Below are 15,898 nucleotides of genomic sequence, written 5' to 3'. Positions count from 1 at the left end.
CAGCAGCCCAGCACCCCTTGGCAGAGTGCGAATATACCTGTTCGCAACTTCGCAGAACCGGGGGTGAACTTCTCAGAACTTGGCTTCTTCCGTCCCTCGACCACGTCCCGGACACCGTGTGACCGTGGGTGACACGCCGGCCGGGCGACGCGTTCGCACCGCCGGACGGCACGACGGCCGGTGCCGGCGTCACGACATCCGAGGAGACGAGATCATGCAGAACGACGTGGAGCGGTTGCGTACCGAGTGGGAGACCGACCCCCGCTGGCAGGGGGTGCGCCGCAGCTACCGCGCCGAGGACGTGGTCCGCCTGCGGGGGGCCGTCCAGGAGGAGCACACCCTGGCCCGACGCGGGGCGGAGCGGCTGTGGGAGCTGCTGCACACCGAGGACTACATCCACGCCCTGGGCGCGCTCACCGGCAACCAGGCCGTGCAGATGGTCCGGGCCGGGCTCAAGGCCATCTACCTCTCCGGCTGGCAGGTGGCCGCCGATGCCAACCTCGCCGGGCACACCTACCCCGACCAGAGCCTCTACCCCGCCAACTCGGTGCCCGCCGTGGTGCGCCGGATCAACAACGCGCTGCTGCGCGCCGGCCAGATCACCACCGCCGAGGGCGACGACGGCGGCGTCGACTGGCTCGCGCCGATCGTCGCCGACGCCGAGGCCGGCTTCGGTGGCCCGCTCAACGCCTACGAGCTGATGACCGCCATGATCGGGGCCGGCGCGGCGGGCGTGCACTGGGAGGACCAGCTCGCCGCCGAGAAGAAGTGCGGCCACCTGGGCGGCAAGGTGCTCGTCCCGACCGGCCAGCACGTCCGTACCCTGGAGGCGGCGCGGCTCGCGGCCGACGTGGCCGGGGTGCCGTCGGTGGTGATCGCCCGCACCGACGCGCAGGCCGCCACCCTGCTCACCACCGACGTCGACGAGCGGGACCGGCCCTTCGTCACCGGCGAGCGCACCGCCGAGGGGTTCTACCGGGTGCGCAACGGCATCGAGCCGTGCATCGCCCGGGGGCTGGCCTACGCCCCGCACGCCGACCTGTTGTGGATGGAGACCTCCACCCCCGACCTGGAGGTGGCCCGCCGCTTCGCCGAGGCGGTCAAGGCCGAGTACCCGGACCAGCTCCTCGCCTACAACTGCTCGCCGTCGTTCAACTGGCGCAAGCACCTCGACGACTCGACCATCGCGAAGTTCCAGCGCGAACTCGGGCACCTGGGCTACCGGTTCCAGTTCATCACCCTGGCCGGCTTCCACGCCCTCAACTACTCGATGTTCGACCTGGCCCGGGGCTACGCCGCCGACGGCATGTCCGCCTACGTGGCGTTGCAGGAACGCGAGTTCGCCGCCGAGGCATCCGGCTACACCGCCGTCAAGCACCAGCGTGAGGTCGGCACCGGCTACTTCGACCTGATCAGCACCGTGCTCAACCCGGCCGCCGAGACCACCGCCCTGCGCGGCTCCACCGAAGAGGAGCAGTTCGCATGAGGTACGAGATCATCGGAGGGCTGGCCGACCGGTTCGACGAGGTCCTCACCCCCGGGGCGCTGGAGTTCCTGGTGGCGCTGGACAGTGAGTTCGCCGCCCGCCGGGTGGCCCTGCTGGACACCCGCCGGGCCCGCCGCGACCGCTACGCCACCGGCCAGTTCCCCGACTTCCTGCCGGAGACCGCCGCGATCCGGGCCGACCCCGACTGGCGGGTGGCCCCGCCCGCACCCGGCCTGCTCGACCGGCGGGTCGAGATCACCGGACCGACCGACCGCAAGATGACAGTCAACGCGCTCAACTCCGGGGCCCGGGTGTGGCTCGCCGACTTCGAGGACGCCACCGCCCCGACCTGGCACAACGTCATCTCCGGCCAGCTCAACCTGATCGACGCCCTGGACCGGCGCATCGACTTCACCGACCCGCGCGGCAAGCGGTACGCCCTCGGCGCTGACCTGGCCACCATCGTCGTGCGGCCGCGCGGCTGGCACCTGGTGGAGAAGGGCATCGTGGTGGACGGCCGGCCCATCTCGGCCAGCCTGGTCGACTTCGGGCTCTACCTGTTCCACTGTGCGCAGCGGCAGCTCGACGCGGGCGCCGGACCGTACTTCTACCTGCCGAAGCTGGAGGGTCACCGGGAGGCGCGGCTGTGGAACGACGTCTTCGTCTTCGCCCAGCAGCGCCTCGGCCTGCCCCGGGGCACCATCCGGGCCACCACGCTGATCGAGACGATCACCGCCGCCTTCGAGATGGAGGAGATCCTCTACGAGCTGCGGGAACACTCGGCGGGGTTGAACGCCGGCCGGTGGGACTACATCTTCAGCGTGATCAAGAACTTCGGGCAGTGGCCGGACTTCGTCCTGCCGGACCGGTCCGAGGTCACCATGACGGTGCCGTTCATGCGCGCGTACACCGAGCTGCTGGTGGCGACCTGCCACCGGCGCGGGGCGCACGCGATCGGCGGGATGGCCGCGTTCATTCCGAGTCGGGACCCGCAGGTCAACGAGGTGGCCCTCGACCGGGTCCGGGCGGACAAACGGCGGGAGGCCGGCGACGGGTTCGACGGCTCCTGGGTGGCCCACCCGGGCCTGGTCGAGACCTGCCGTCGGGAGTTCGACGCGGTGCTGGGTGACCGCCCGCACCAGCTCGACCGGCTGCGCGACGACGTGGCCGTGACCCCCGCCGACCTGCTCGCCGTCGACAAGACCCCGGGCCAGGTCACCACCGCCGGGGTGCGGGCCAACATCGCCGTCGCCGTGCGTTACGTCGACGCGTGGCTCGGCGGCACCGGCGCGGTGGCACTGGGCAACCTGATGGAGGACGCGGCCACCGCCGAGATCGCCCGCTGCCAGGTCTGGCAGTGGCTGCACCACGGCACCCCGCTGGCCGACGGCGGCTGCGTGACCGAGGAGCTGGTCCGGTCGATCCTCGCGGCGGAGCTGGCCGCCCTGGTCGACGGGCGGGTGGGCGCCAACCGGGACCGCGCCGAACGGGCCGCCCGGATCGTCGAGGACACCGCTCTCGGCGAGGACCTGCCGGCGTTCTTCACCACCGGCGCGTACGCCCGGCACTTCGGTCCGACCCGGCGGCCCGTGCCGGTGGGCTGACCCGCCACCGCGCGGCCGGGAGGGGCCTGGCCCCTCCCGGCCGGTGCCGGCCCGGCGGCGCTGACCCGCCGCCCGGTGGGGCGGGGGCCGGAACGTCGGGGCCCGGTGGGGCGGCGGCCGGAGTGTCGGGGCCCGGCCCGGCGGGCGGAATCCGGTGGGGCAGCAGGCGGTGCCGCCCACATGGGATCGTGGGCCGGGTATCCATCCCGGTCACGATCCCAGGAGGTTGGCGGATGAATCCGGTCGGGGCCGACGCGGTGCCCGAGGGGACGGTGGGCTGGGCCGGCGGTACCTTCGCCAATCCGGTGCTGGCCGGGTTCCACCCCGATCCGAGCGTCTGCCGGGTCGGCGACGACTACTACCTGGCGTGTTCGAGCTTCGAGTACTTCCCCGGGGTGCCGCTGTTCCACAGCCGGGACCTGGTGCACTGGGAGCAGATCGGCAACGTGCTGGACCGGCCGGGCCAGCTCACCCTGCCGGTGACGATGCCGTCGTCGGCCGGGGTGTACGCGCCGACCCTGCGCCACCACGACGGCCGGTTCTGGCTGATCGTCACGAACTGCGCCGACGGTGGCGGCACGCTGATCTGCACCGCCACCGACCCGGCCGGTCCGTGGTCGGACCCGGTCCGCGCCCTCGGAGTGGACGGCATCGACCCCGACCTGGCCTGGGACGACGACGGCACCTGCTGGTGCACCTACGCCGGGATCGCGCAGGTGCGTCTCGACCCGGAGACGGGCCACACCGTCGGCCCGCCCCGGCGGCTGTGGTCCGGTGCGCCGGGCGCGCAGGCCCCGGAGGCGCCGCATCTCTACCGGATCGGTGACCACTGGTACCTGCTGATCGCCGAGGGCGGCACCGAGCGCGGGCACGCCGTCTCGATCGCCCGCGCGGGCACGCCCGACGGCCCGTTCGAGCCGGGCCCGGCCAACCCGATCCTCACCCACCGGGGCACCCACCGGCCGATCCAGAACACCGGCCACGCCGACCTGGTCGAGGGGCCCGACGGGTCGTGGTGGCTGGTGCTGCTCGGCGTCCGCCCCGGCGGCGGCACCCCCGGCTGGCACGTGCTCGGGCGGGAGACGTTCCTGGCCCCGGTGACCTGGGTGGACGGCTGGCCTGTGGTCGGTGCGGTCACGCCGGAGATGGCCGCGCCGCCGTGGGCCGCGTACCCCGTCGCGCCGCCACCGGTGCGCGACGACTTCGACGCCGACCGGCTGCATCCCCGGTGGGTCTCGGTGCGGTCCCGGCCGGCCGACGTGTGGTCGTTGACCGAACGCCCCGGCTGGCTCACGCTGCGGGCCCGGGGCGCGTCGCCGGACGCACCGGACGTCACGTTCGTCGGCCGCCGCCAGCAGCACCCGTCGTGCCAGGTCCGCACCCTGCTCGACCCGGCCGACGGGCACGGCGGTCTGGTGGTACGCCTCGACGAGCGGCACCACTACGACATCGAGGCGGGCGGCGGTGAGGTACGGGTCGTGGCGCGGATCGGGTCGGTGCGGTCGACGCTCGCCACCCGCCCGGTCGGGGCCGGCCCGGTCCGGCTGCGGATCGAGGTGCTCGCCCCGTCGCCCGGCGACTGGCACCCCGCCAAGGAACCCGACCTGCTCCGGCTCGGCGTCGAGCAGCCAAACGGGGCCTTCGAGGTGCTGGCCGAACTCGACGGCCGGTACCTGTCCACCGAGGTCGCCGGCGGCTTCACCGGGCGGGTGATCGGCATGTACGCCGCCCGGGGCACCGTCGCCTTCGACTGGTTCGACTACGAGCCGCGCTAGCCACCCACGTCCGGCGTGCACCGGTGCCGGGCCGACCGGGTTATCCTGGTCCCGTCGACCAGGACAGGGAGCAGATCGTGGCAGGTGACGACGACATCTCCGGGTGAACACCCGGTCGCGGTGACCGACGGCGGATGACCGCCCCGTCGCGTCGCCCCTGTCGTCCTGCCCTGTTCACCCCGGGCAGCGCCCGCGCGCCCGGACCACCTGCCTCCGAGGTTCACCATGTCCGACAGTTTCGTCGTCTGCTCCCACCTGTCCTTCTCCTGGCCGGACGACACCCCGGTCGTCGAGGACCTGTCGTTCTCCCTGCCCGGCGGCCGTACCGGCCTGGTCGCGGCGAACGGCGCAGGCAAGTCCACCCTGCTGCGGCTCATCGCCGGCGAACTGCGTCCCACCGCGGGTAGCGTCACCGTCGAGGGGGTGCTGGGCCACCTGCCGCAGCACCTGCCCTTCGCGACGCGACAGACCGTCGCCGAGGTGCTCGGGGTCGACCGCGTCGTCGCCGCGCTGCACGCCATCGAGGCCGGTGACGCCACCGAGGAGCACTTCGCCACCGTCGGCGACGACTGGGACGTCGAGGACCGCACCCGCGTGGCCCTCGACCGGCTCGGCCTGACCGGGGTGACGCTGGACCGCCGGCTCGGCACCCTCAGCGGTGGCCAGGTGGTCTCCCTCGGCCTCGCCGCCGAGCTGCTCAGACGCCCCGACGTGCTGCTGCTCGACGAGCCCACCAACAACCTCGACCGGCCGGCGCGGGCCCGGTTGCTCGCCGTGCTGCGGTCCTGGCCGGGCGCGCTGCTCGTGGTCAGCCACGATCGAGCGCTGCTGGACGAGATGGACCGCATCGCCGCCCTCGACCACGGCGACATCCGCTGGTACGGCGGCAAATTCACCCACTATGAACAGACGGTACGGGCCGAGCGGGAGGTCGCCGAGCGGCAGGTGCGCCAGGCCGAGCAGGACGTGAAGCGGCAGAAACGGGAACTCCAGCAGGCCCGGGAGCGGGCGGCCCGCCGGGCGTCGACCGCCTCCCGGAACCTGTCCGACGCGGGGCTGCCCCGGATCGTCGCCGGCAACCTCAAGCGCGACGCCCAGGTGTCGGCGGGCCGGGCCGACGACATGCACACCGCCCGGGTCGCCGACGCCCAGAACCGGCTGGACCAGGCGGGCGGGGCGGCCCGCCGCGACGACCAGCTCGTCCTGGACCTGCCCGACACCACGGTGCCCGCCGGGCGCACGGTCTTCGCCGGCCACGCGATGCGGGTCGGCTACGCGGGTCGGCCGGTCTTCGCCGGTGACGGGCTCGACCTGACTGTCCGGGGGCCCGAACGGATCGCCCTGACCGGGCCCAACGGTGCGGGCAAGTCGACGCTGCTGCGGCTGGTCGGTGGTCGGCAGGAGCCGGACGCGGGCACCGTCGCGCGGGCGTCGGGGCGGGTGGCGTACCTGTCGCAGCGCCTCGACCTGCTCGACCCGGCCCGTACGGTCGCGGAGAACCTCGCCGGGTTCGCGCCGTCGAGGACCGAGGCGGAGCGGATGAACCTGCTGGCCCGGTTCCTGTTCCGGGGTGCCCGTGTCCACCTGCCGGCCGGCGTGCTCTCCGGCGGTGAGCTGCTCCGCGCCACCCTGGCCTGCCTGCTGTCCGCCGAGCCGGCACCGCACCTGCTGCTGCTCGACGAGCCCACCAACAACCTGGACCTGGTCAGCGTGGCGCAGTTGGAGAGCGCGCTGCTGGCGTACCGGGGGGCGTTCGTGGTGGTCAGTCACGACGACCGGTTCCTGGCCGGGATCGCCGTGGACCGGTGGCTCCGGCTGGCCGACGGCCGGCTCACCGAGACCGGGCCGCCGCGCTGACCCGGCCCGGAGGCCCGAGGCAGGGGGGCCGTCGCGACAGGGCAAAAATAGACGTTCGTCCATGGTAAAAAGAGGGCGCACTGCTACTGCTACGGGGAGGTAACCGTGCGTCACCTTGTCATGCGAACAGTTCGCAGTCGTCCGGCCCGGTGGTCGTTGGCCGTTCCGGTGGTGGCCGCCTGCGTGGCGGCGACCCTGGCCGGCCCGCCGGCGGCCCAGGCCGGGCCGGGCTGTCCGGCGGGAGCGATCATGAACGTGGTCGCCCACCAGGACGACGACCTGCTCTTCCTCAGCCCGGACCTGCTGCACGACGTGCAGGCCAACCGCTGTGTCCGGACGGTCTTCGTCACGGCGGGCGACGCCGGCCGGGACAGCACCTACTGGGGCGGCCGGGAGACCGGGGCCAAGACGGCCTACGCCCAGATGACCGGGGTCGCCAACACCTGGACCCAGGCGGACGCCGGCATCAGCGGGCATCCGATCCCGGTCTTCACGCTCACCGGCAAGCCCACCGTGTCGCTGGCCTTCCTGCGGCTGCCGGACGGCTACCCCGGCGGCACGGGGCATCCGAACACCGGCTCGCAGAGCCTGCAGAAGCTCTGGCTCAACGACATCTCCACGATCACGTCGCTGGGTGCCGGCGCGTCCAGCTACACCCGCTCCGGCCTGATCAGCGCCCTGGCCGGGCTGATGACCGCCTACCAGCCGACCGCCGTCAACACCCAGGACCACGCGGGCGGGTTCGGCGACGGTGACCACAGCGACCACCACGGCGCGGCCTACTTCGCCCAGGCCGCCGAGCAGGCGTACGTCGGTTCGCCCACGTTCACCGGCTACCACGACTACAAGATCAAGAACTATCCGGCGAACCTGGGGTCGACCGACGTCGCCGGCAAGTCCGCCGCCTTCTTCGCCTACGGCCAGTACGACGACGGGGCCTGCACCAGCCTGCCCACCTGCGCCGGCTACGACTACCCGGCCTTCCTCCAGCGGCAGTACAAGGTCCTCGGCCCCAACCTGGCCCGGACGGCCACCGTCACCGCGACCAGCCAGGACACCAGCAGCGGGCAGACGGCGGCCAAGGCCGTCGACGGGGTGATCGCCGGCTGGCCCGACGACCAGACCCGGGAGTGGGCGACCGTCTACGGCGGCGTCGGCACCCAGCTCACCCTGAGCTGGCCGGGCCCGCGCACCGTCCGCCGGGTCGTCCTCTACGACCGACCCAACCCCAACGACCAGATCACCGGCGGCACCCTGCTGTTCAGCGACGGCACCTCCACGGCCGTCGGCGCCCTGGACAACGGCGGCGGCCCGACGGAGGTCATCCTCCCGGCGGCGAAGACGGTGACCAGCGTCAAGCTCACCGTCACCGGGGTTGGCGGCGGCACCGTCAACGTCGGCCTCGCCGAGATCGAGGTGTTCGGCAACGCCGGCCCGTGAGCGGCGACCCGGTCCGGTGGGGTCGGACACCCCACCGGACCGGGCCACCGTACGGCGCGTCAGAAGTCGTCGTCGAAGGTGACGCTGCCGCTGACCCCCACCTGGTACGCCGACACCCGCCGCTCGAAGAAGTTCGACAGCTCCTGCACGTCCTGCAGGTCCATGAACGCGAACGGGTTCTGCGCGCCGTAGCGCGGCGCGATGCCGAGCTGGGTGAGCCGCCGGTCGGCGACATGCTCCAGATAGGCCCGCATGTCCGCGAGCGACAGCCCCGACACGCCCTGGTCGAGCAGGTCCTCGGCGAACTGCACCTCACACTCGACGGCCTCGGCGAGCATCTCGGTGACCTGACGTTCCAGGTCGGCGTCGAACAGGTCCGGCTCCTCCCGCCGGGCGGTCTCCACCACGTCGAAGGCGAACGCCATGTGCATCGACTCGTCGCGGAACACCCAGTTGGTGCCCGACGCCAACCCGTTGAGCAGACCCCGGGACCGCAGGAAGTAGACGTAGGCGAACGCGCCGTAGAAGAACAGCCCCTCGATGCAGGCGGCGAAGCAGATCAGGTTGAGCAGGAACGCCCGCCGGTCCGCCCGGGTACGCAGCTCCCGCAGCTCGAAGACCGAGTCGATCCAGCGGAAGCAGAACTCGGCCTTGCGCCGGATCGACGGGATGTTCTCGATCGCGGCGAACGCGGCGAACCGCTCCTGCTCGTCGGGGACGTACGTGTCGAGCAGGTTCAGGTAGAACTGCACGTGCACGGCTTCCTCGAACAGCTGCCGGGACAGGTAGAGCCGGCCTTCGGGAGAGTTGACGTGCTGGTAGAGGTTGAGCACCAGGTTGTTGGCGACGATCGTGTCACCGGTGGCGAAGAACGCCACCAACCGGGACACCAGGTGCCGCTCGGCCGGGGACAGCCGCTCCAGGTCGGCCAGGTCGGAGTGCAGGTCGACCTCCTCCACCGTCCAGGTGTTGCGGATGGCGTCTTTGAACCGGTCGAAGAAGTGCGGGTAGCGCATCGGCCGCAGGGTGAGGTCCATGCCGGGGTCGAGCAGCAGCTGCCGCCCGGCGGTGCGGGGTTCGTCGACGGTGGTCACTGGCACGCCTCGCAGCTCTCGGGGTTCTCCAGGGAACAGGCCAACGCCTCGGCGTCGGCCGCCACGACCGGGGCGACGGTGACGGTGGCCTGCTGGATCCGGGTCGCCGGACGCGACCGCAGGTAGTAGGTGGTCTTCAGCCCGGACTTCCAGGCGTACAGGTACATCGAGGACAACTTGCCGATGGTCGGCGCGCTGAGGAACAGGTTCAGCGACTGCGACTGGTCGATGTACGGCGCCCGCGCGGCGGCCAGGTCGATCAGCGCCCGCTGCGGCAGCTCCCACGCGGTCCGGAACAACTCCCGCACCTCGACGGGCAGGTCGACGATGCCCTGCACCGAACCCTCGGCCCGCTTGATCTGGTCGCGGATCTCCGACGTCCACAGGCCGCGCGCCTTCAGCTCGCGTACCAGATAGGTGTTGATCTGGAGGAACTCCCCGGACATGGTCTCCCGCTTGAACAGGTTGGACACCTGCGGCTCGATGCACTCGTAACAGCCGGCGATCGACGCGATCGTGGCGGTCGGGGCGATCGCCACGAGCAGCGAGTTGCGCAGGCCGTGCGCCGCGATCCGGGTGCGCAGCGCCGCCCACCGCGCGGCCTGGGTGGGCTCGACCCCCCACAGGTCCGGGTGCAGGTCACCCCGGGCCGCCCTGGTCTGCGGGTACGCCGGGTGCGCGCCGAACCGTTCGGCCAGGCCGGCCGAGGTCTCCAGGGCGGTCAGGAAGATCTCCTCCTGGACCCGGGTGGACAACTCCCGGGCCCCGGCCGAGTCGAACGGCAGCCGCAGCGCGAACAACGCGTCCTGCAAACCCATCAGCCCCAGCCCGACGGGCCGCCAGCGCGGGTTCGACGCCGCCGCCTGCTCGGCCGGGTAGTAGTTGATGTCGATCACCCGGTCCAGGAACACCACCGCCGTCCGGACCGTTGCGCGCAGCTTGTCCCAGTCGACGCCGTCGCCGGTGAGGTGCGCGCCGAGGTTGACCGAGCCGAGGTTGCACACCGCCGTCTCGGTGTCGCTGTTGACCTCCAGGATCTCGGTGCACAGGTTGGACAGGTGGATCGTGTTGCCCGGCACGCCGGTCTGGTTGGACAGCCGGTTCGACGGGTCCTTGAACGTCATCCACCCGTTGCCGGTCTGCGCCAGGGTGCGCATCATCCGCCCGTACAGGTCCCGGGCCTTCACCGTGCGGACCGCCTTCTTCTCCGCGACCCGGTACGCGGCGTCGAACTCCTCGCCGTACAGGTCGGGCAGCTCGGGGGCGTCCGACGGGTCGATCAGCGACCAGTCGCCGTCGGCCTCGACCCGGCGCATGAACTCGTCGGGGATCCAGTTGGCGAGGTTGAGATTGTGGGTACGCCGGGCCTCCTCACCGGTGTTGTCCCGCAACTCCAGGAACTCCTCGACGTCCGGGTGCCAGGGTTCCAGGTAGACGCAGGCGGCGCCCTTGCGCCGGCCGCCCTGGTTGACCGCCGCCACCCCGGCGTCGAGGGTCTTCAGGAACGGCACGATCCCGTTGGACCGGCCGTTGGTGCCCCGGATCAGCGCGCCCCGGCCCCGCACCCGCGTGAAGGAGATGCCGATGCCGCCGGAGAACTTCGACAGCTTCGCCACCTGGTGGTAGCGCTCGTAGATCGAGTCCAGCTCGTCGCGCGGCGAGTCGACCAGGAAACACGACGACATCTGGGTGTGCCGGGTGCCCGAGTTGAACAACGTCGGGGAGCTCGGCAGGTAGGCAAGCGACGACATCAGCCGGTAGAACCCGACCGCCTCGTCGGGCGTGGTGGACAGCCCGCAGGCCACCCGCAGCAGCCAGAACTGCGGGGTCTCCACCACCAGCCGCGACTGTGGGTGCCGCAGCAGGTAGCGGTCGGCCACCGTCCGCAGCCCGAAATACTCGAACCGCAGGTCACCGGCCGGGTCGACGGCGTCGTCGAGCTGCCGGGCGTGCCGGGCCACGAATGCCGCCGTGTCGTCGGCGATCAGGCCGAGGCCGTGGGCGTACCGGATGGACTGGCTGAAGCTCTCCACCGCCTGCCCGCGGACCTCCTCGTCCACGTACGCGGCCAGCAGCCGGGCCGCCAGCCGGGAGTACTGCGGCTCCGTGCCGATCAGCTCCGCCGCCGTCTGGATCGACAGCTTGTCCAGCTCGGCCGTGGTCGCCCCGTCGTAGAGGCCGCTGATCGTCCTGGTGGCCACCCGCAGCGGATCGACCTCGTCCAGGTCGGTGGCCCACCGGGCGACGGCCGTGACGATCCGGTTGACGTCGACCGGCTCGGTGTCGCCGTCGCGCTTGCGTACCCGCATCGCCGGCCGGCGTGACTCCGCGCCGTCGACCTCGGACGGTGGGCGCTCCGCTACGTTCGTCATGACCTCTCCTCGCTGTCACCGATGGCCATCGGACGCGGGAGAACGCCAACGGGCACGGCACGACGGCCGGCCCGGGTGCTGGCGTCGGTCGTCCCGCGCGACCTCCGACCGCCGCGCGCAGCAGCGCACGGCGCACTGGCAGGTCTTCGGACTCGCGGGCGTGACCGGGGTCGCCGGTCGCCTACTGGCCGTCGCTTCCCAGACCTGGCGGTCCAGTGCTCGATGACGGCGGTCGTTCCCACTTACCGCTGCGGGGCAGTCCCGGATTTCCACCGGGTTCCCTGTTGCCTCGACCGGACCACCGGGCCCGGTCGAACCAGCTGCGTGGCACACCATATATGGCGTGGATGGGGGAGAGGCAACACTAGATGTCGCGTCGGCGTGTCAGATAACTCTCCTCCGACCGGTCGGTGGCCCGCAGTGACGCCAGCAGCCGCAGGGCGTCCGCGTCGGCGCTGCCGGGCTCGGCGGTGAAGACCAGCAGGACCGGGCCGGGGTTGCCGGGCAGCGGGTAGGTGTCCCAGTCCAGGACGATGTCACCGACCCCGGGGACCTGGAAGGTCTTGGTGCCGCTGACCGACCCGCGCACGTCGTGCCGCGACCACAGCCGCCGGAACTCGGCGCTGCGGATGCTCAGCTCACCGACGATCGCGGTGGCCCGGGGATGGGTGGGGTCGGTGGCGACGGCGGCACGCATCATGCCGATGTAGTCCAGTGCCTGCTGCTCCCAGGACGCGCAGCGCCGCACCGGGGACGCCGCCTCGTCGAACATCAGCAGCAGCATGTTGAGCCGGCCCGGCGGGAGGTCCGCCGGATCGCCGAGCAGCGCCACCGCCCACCGGTTCCAGGCGAGCAGGTCCAGGTGGCGGCCGAGCACCACCGCCGGGGTGTCCAGCACCCGCAGCAGCCGTCGGGTGCTCTCCGGCACCCGCTCCGGGCCGTGGTCCACCCGGGCCGGTACCGGCCGGCGGGCGGCGCGGGCCAGGGTGAACAGGTGCCGGCGTTCCTCGTCGTCGAGGGCGAGCGCGGCGGCGAGCGCGTCCAGCACGTGGTCGGACGGGCGGACCTCCCGGCCCTGCTCCATCCGCTGGTAGTAGTCGGTGCTCAACCCGGCCAGCAGCGCCAGCTCCTCGCGGCGCAGCCCGGTGACCCGGCGTCGCCCGCCCGGCTCCAGGCCGACGTCGCGGGGGTGCAGCCGGCCGCGTCGGGCGCGCAGGAAGTCACCGAGTTCGCGGGCGTACGGATGGGTCATGGGGCCAGTGTGACGCGGCCCGGACCGGGGTGGGTAGGACTGCGGGACCTAGGCGACCGGGGACGACCGAGCCCGGCCGGGTGGCCCCTAACGTCGGCGTCCCCACCCCGACCGCTCAGGAGCAGCAGATGACCTGGACCGCCGACCACATCCCCGACCAGCACGGCCGTACCGCCGTGGTGACCGGCGCGAACTCGGGCCTCGGCCTGGTCACCGCCACCGCGCTGGCCCACCGTGGTGCGCACGTCGTGCTCGCCGTCCGCGACACCGCCGCCGGCCGGCAGGCCGGCAGGCGCATCGGCGGGAACGTCGAGGTACGTGAGCTGGACCTCGCCTCCCTCGCCTCGGTCCGGGCGTTCGCGGCGGGACTGGCCGCCGCCCATCCGAGGATCGACCTGCTGGTCAACAACGCCGGTGCGGTGCTGCTCGGCCCGCGCCGCACCAGTGTCGACGGCCACGAGCTGCACCTCGCCACCAACCTGCTGGGCCACTTCGCGCTGACCGGTCTGCTGCTGGACAACCTGGCCGCCGCGCGGGCGGCCCGGGTGGTCCACCTCAGCTCGATCACCCACCGCAACGCACACCTGGACTTCGCCGACCTGATGGGCGAGCGCGGCTACCGGGGCGCCGCCGCGTACGGCCGGTCCAAGCTCGCCACCACCGTCTTCGGCGTCGAGCTGGACCGGCGGCTGCGCGCCGCCGGAGCACCGGTGCTCAGCGTGCTGGCCCATCCCGGTGTCACCCGCACCAACCTGACCCCCCGGGCCATGGCCCACCGGGGCCGGCGTGGCCGGGTGGTCGCCTGGCTCGGCCTGCTGGCCACCCAGCCGGTGGAGTGGGGTGCGCTGCCCCAGCTGCGCGCCGCCACCGACCCGGCGGTCCGGGGCGGCCAGTTCTTCGGCCCGGCCCGGCTCTTCCAGACCTGGGGTCCGGTCACCGAGGTGCGGGCCAGCCCGGAGGCCACCGATCCCGCTGTCGGCCGGCGGCTGTGGACGGCGGCCGAGGAACTGACCGGCGTGAGCTATCTCTGACGCAGGGTCGCACTAGCATGGCTGCGGTCGGTGACGGTGGCGGAGACGAGGCGACATGGGATGGCTCGGGCGGGTGCTGGGCGGCGGGGGCCGGCAGGTCCAGGAGGATCCGGTCCGGCAGGCGGCGCTGTCGGCCGAGGTGCGGCAGCGGTACGGCACCCACGTGGCCGTCGCGCCGGCCGACCAGGTGGCGGGGATCGTCGGCCTGCTCGACGACGGTGACGGCCTGGCGGTGGCGGCCAGGATCGTCGGCGAGTTCGCCGACGCGGCCCACGCGGACCTGTCGGCCCAGACGGCGGAGCTGTACCGGCGCACCGGTCACCGGTTCCCGGTGGACCGGCGCAACTACCGGCCACTGTGGCGGGCGGCCGGTGGCCGGCTGCACTGGCCGCTGTTCGCGCTGCCGGGCGGCCTGCACCCGTACGTGCACGTCGCCGCCGCCGCCACGGTCGTCGGGACGAGGGCGACGCAGTTCGTCCGGGCGACCGACCCGCATCCGCTGCTCGCCCGCCTGTTCGAGGTGCTCGACCTCACCACCTGCGGCTGGGAGTACGGCCGGGTCCGGGTGGACCACGACGGGGCGTCGCTGGTCGGTCGGCTGATCTCCACCACCCGGGACGTCCGGGCGGCGATGAAGGAACCCCCGCCGCTGCCGCCGTCGGTGCGGGAACTCATGCGCACCAACCGGGCGGTCGACGTCTTCGACCTCACCGGCGACCGGGTCATCGGCACGATCAACGTGGGTGGTGAGCTGCGCCCGGCGCTGTTGACCTGACGCCGTCGGGTCGACCTGCGGGTCCGGCCTGCCCGGGGTGGACGCGGTTGCCGTCCACCCCGGGCTGCCGGGTCCCGTCACACCTGCGCACCGCTCGAATCGTCGAGGGGCACGCCGTGCCGGGCCGGCAGCCTCGGTCAGGCCACGCGGTGCGGGGCGAGCCCGTTGGCGCAGTCGTCGATGGTGACGGTCTGCGAGAAGCGCAGCGCGTCCCGGCGGGCCCACCCGTTGATCCCGGTGGAGGTGTTGCGGACGAAGAACCACAGGTCACCGGTCAGCGTGGCGCAGTGGACGTCGATGTTCTGACTCGGGTACCCCTGGCCCTTGGGCTGGCAGTCCTGGTGGGGGTAGGCGCGGATGAAGGTCCCGTCGCCCCAGGAGATCCCGCCGCCGCTGTACAGATCCGGGTGCTGCCCGTGGCCGTCGCAGTGTGCGCTGGCCGGGCTGGCGGGTATCAGGGCCAGCACCGAGCCGCTCGCGGCGAGGGTCAGCGCGGAGGCGATGGAGAGGAGCCGAGATCGCATGGAAGTCTCCTGTCGATAGGTGACGATCACTGTCCACAGAGGATTGCACGGGTCGGCCAAGCCCGCACGGCGAGCGGTCCGCGCTGGGGCACCGCCGACCCGTGGGACGCCGCCTGCGGTCAGGCGAAGAGCAGGTCCAACTGGTGGTCGAGGACCGCGGTCGCCTGCGCCGGGGTGTACTGCCCGCCGAGCAGGTACACCCCCAGCCCCTCCACCAGCGCCAGCAGCCCCGCCGCGTCGTCCGACGCCGGTGACCGCGGCAGCAGCCCGGCGATGAACTCCACCAGTTGCGCGGTGTCCGGCCGCAGGCCGGGGGCCGCCGCCGGGTGCAGGGCGGTCCAGGACAGGAACGCCAACGCCACCCGTCCGTCCTCGCGCGCCGCCTCGTCCAACGGCAGCAACGCCGCAAGCAGGGTGCGCAGCAGCAGCCGGGGCCGCGGGTCCGACCCGAGCGCCGCGACCGCCGCCTCGACCCGGGCCCGACCCCGGTCCCGGACGACGGACAGCGCGAAGGCCATCATCTCGTCCTTGGTGGTGAAGTAGTGCTGCACCATGCCGGCGGACACCCCCGCCTCGGCGGCCACGTGCCGCAGGCTCACCGCCTCCAGACCCCGGTCGGCGGCGACCCGCATGAGCGCGTCCGCGATCAGCGTGCGGCGCTGACGGGGATCGACCTTCCTGGGCATCG

The 15,898-nt window shown here is 72.7% G+C and carries 12 protein-coding genes and 1 riboswitch; of the genes, 7 read left to right on the top strand and 5 right to left on the bottom strand.

The window, feature by feature from the left end; genetic code table 11:
- Positions 1-214 precede the first annotated feature (214 nt).
- From aceA to AB0K25_RS16135, 5 genes are all read left to right on the top strand, one after another.
- Positions 215-1,486 (top strand): isocitrate lyase, encoded by a 1,272-nt coding sequence (gene aceA, locus AB0K25_RS16155; RefSeq protein ID WP_363820828.1) that lies wholly within the window; start codon positions 215-217, stop codon positions 1,484-1,486.
- Positions 1,483-3,090, top strand: coding sequence for a malate synthase A (gene aceB, locus AB0K25_RS16150; RefSeq protein WP_357534064.1), 1,608 nt, complete (start codon positions 1,483-1,485; stop codon positions 3,088-3,090). The genes aceA and aceB overlap by 4 nt, the downstream gene beginning before the upstream one ends.
- Before the next feature lie 233 nt (positions 3,091-3,323).
- Positions 3,324-4,865 carry a glycoside hydrolase family 43 protein gene (locus AB0K25_RS16145; RefSeq protein ID WP_357534066.1) on the top strand — a complete coding sequence of 514 codons (1,542 nt, stop codon included), beginning with the start codon at positions 3,324-3,326 and terminating at the stop codon, positions 4,863-4,865.
- A 225-nt stretch (positions 4,866-5,090) separates the two neighbouring features.
- Entirely contained in the window at positions 5,091-6,722 is a 1,632-nt protein-coding gene (locus AB0K25_RS16140; RefSeq protein ID WP_363820825.1) for an ABC-F family ATP-binding cassette domain-containing protein, read from the top strand.
- Between the two features lie 120 nt (positions 6,723-6,842).
- A complete protein-coding gene (locus AB0K25_RS16135) occupies positions 6,843-8,162 on the top strand; it encodes a PIG-L family deacetylase (protein WP_363820822.1) in 1,320 nt (439 codons plus the stop codon).
- Between the two features lie 59 nt (positions 8,163-8,221).
- Here AB0K25_RS16135 and AB0K25_RS16130 read toward each other — a convergent pair whose 3' ends face one another.
- The 3 genes from AB0K25_RS16130 to AB0K25_RS16120 all read right to left on the bottom strand — a co-directional run bounded on the left by AB0K25_RS16130 (position 8,222) and on the right by AB0K25_RS16120 (position 12,880).
- Positions 8,222-9,199, bottom strand: coding sequence for a ribonucleotide-diphosphate reductase subunit beta (locus AB0K25_RS16130; protein ID WP_357534462.1), 978 nt, complete (start codon positions 9,197-9,199; stop codon positions 8,222-8,224).
- 53 nt (positions 9,200-9,252) lie between these two features.
- Positions 9,253-11,628, bottom strand: coding sequence for a ribonucleoside-diphosphate reductase subunit alpha (locus tag AB0K25_RS16125; RefSeq protein ID WP_363820819.1), 2,376 nt, complete (start codon positions 11,626-11,628; stop codon positions 9,253-9,255).
- 119 nt (positions 11,629-11,747) lie between these two features.
- Positions 11,748-11,964, bottom strand: a riboswitch (cobalamin riboswitch).
- 28 nt (positions 11,965-11,992) lie between these two features.
- A complete protein-coding gene (locus tag AB0K25_RS16120; protein WP_219463229.1) occupies positions 11,993-12,880 on the bottom strand; it encodes a helix-turn-helix transcriptional regulator in 888 nt (295 codons plus the stop codon).
- 128 nt (positions 12,881-13,008) lie between these two features.
- On the opposite strand from AB0K25_RS16120, the gene AB0K25_RS16115 reads away from it, so the two are divergent.
- The gene (locus AB0K25_RS16115; RefSeq protein ID WP_219463227.1) at positions 13,009-13,911 is read left to right on the top strand and encodes an oxidoreductase; all 903 of its coding nucleotides are present in this window, start codon (positions 13,009-13,011) and stop codon (positions 13,909-13,911) included.
- A gap of 55 nt (positions 13,912-13,966) precedes the next feature.
- The gene (locus AB0K25_RS16110) at positions 13,967-14,686 is read left to right on the top strand and encodes a hypothetical protein (RefSeq protein WP_357534076.1); all 720 of its coding nucleotides are present in this window, start codon (positions 13,967-13,969) and stop codon (positions 14,684-14,686) included.
- Between the two features lie 137 nt (positions 14,687-14,823).
- Here the strand turns inward: AB0K25_RS16110 and AB0K25_RS16105 are convergent, their stop codons facing one another.
- Positions 14,824-15,210 carry a hypothetical protein gene (locus tag AB0K25_RS16105; protein WP_208567516.1) on the bottom strand — a complete coding sequence of 129 codons (387 nt, stop codon included), beginning with the start codon at positions 15,208-15,210 and terminating at the stop codon, positions 14,824-14,826.
- Positions 15,211-15,329: 119 nt separating this feature from the next.
- Positions 15,330-15,896 carry a TetR/AcrR family transcriptional regulator gene (locus AB0K25_RS16100; RefSeq protein ID WP_219463223.1) on the bottom strand — a complete coding sequence of 189 codons (567 nt, stop codon included), beginning with the start codon at positions 15,894-15,896 and terminating at the stop codon, positions 15,330-15,332.
- Between the last annotated feature and the right edge of the window lie 2 nt (positions 15,897-15,898).

The sequence above is a fragment of the Micromonospora sp. NPDC049257 genome (genome assembly GCF_040678915.1).
GTDB lineage: Bacteria > Actinomycetota > Actinomycetes > Mycobacteriales > Micromonosporaceae > Micromonospora > Micromonospora antibiotica.
Note: the sequence above shows the minus strand (reverse complement) of the source record. Positions and strands in the feature narration are given on the sequence as shown.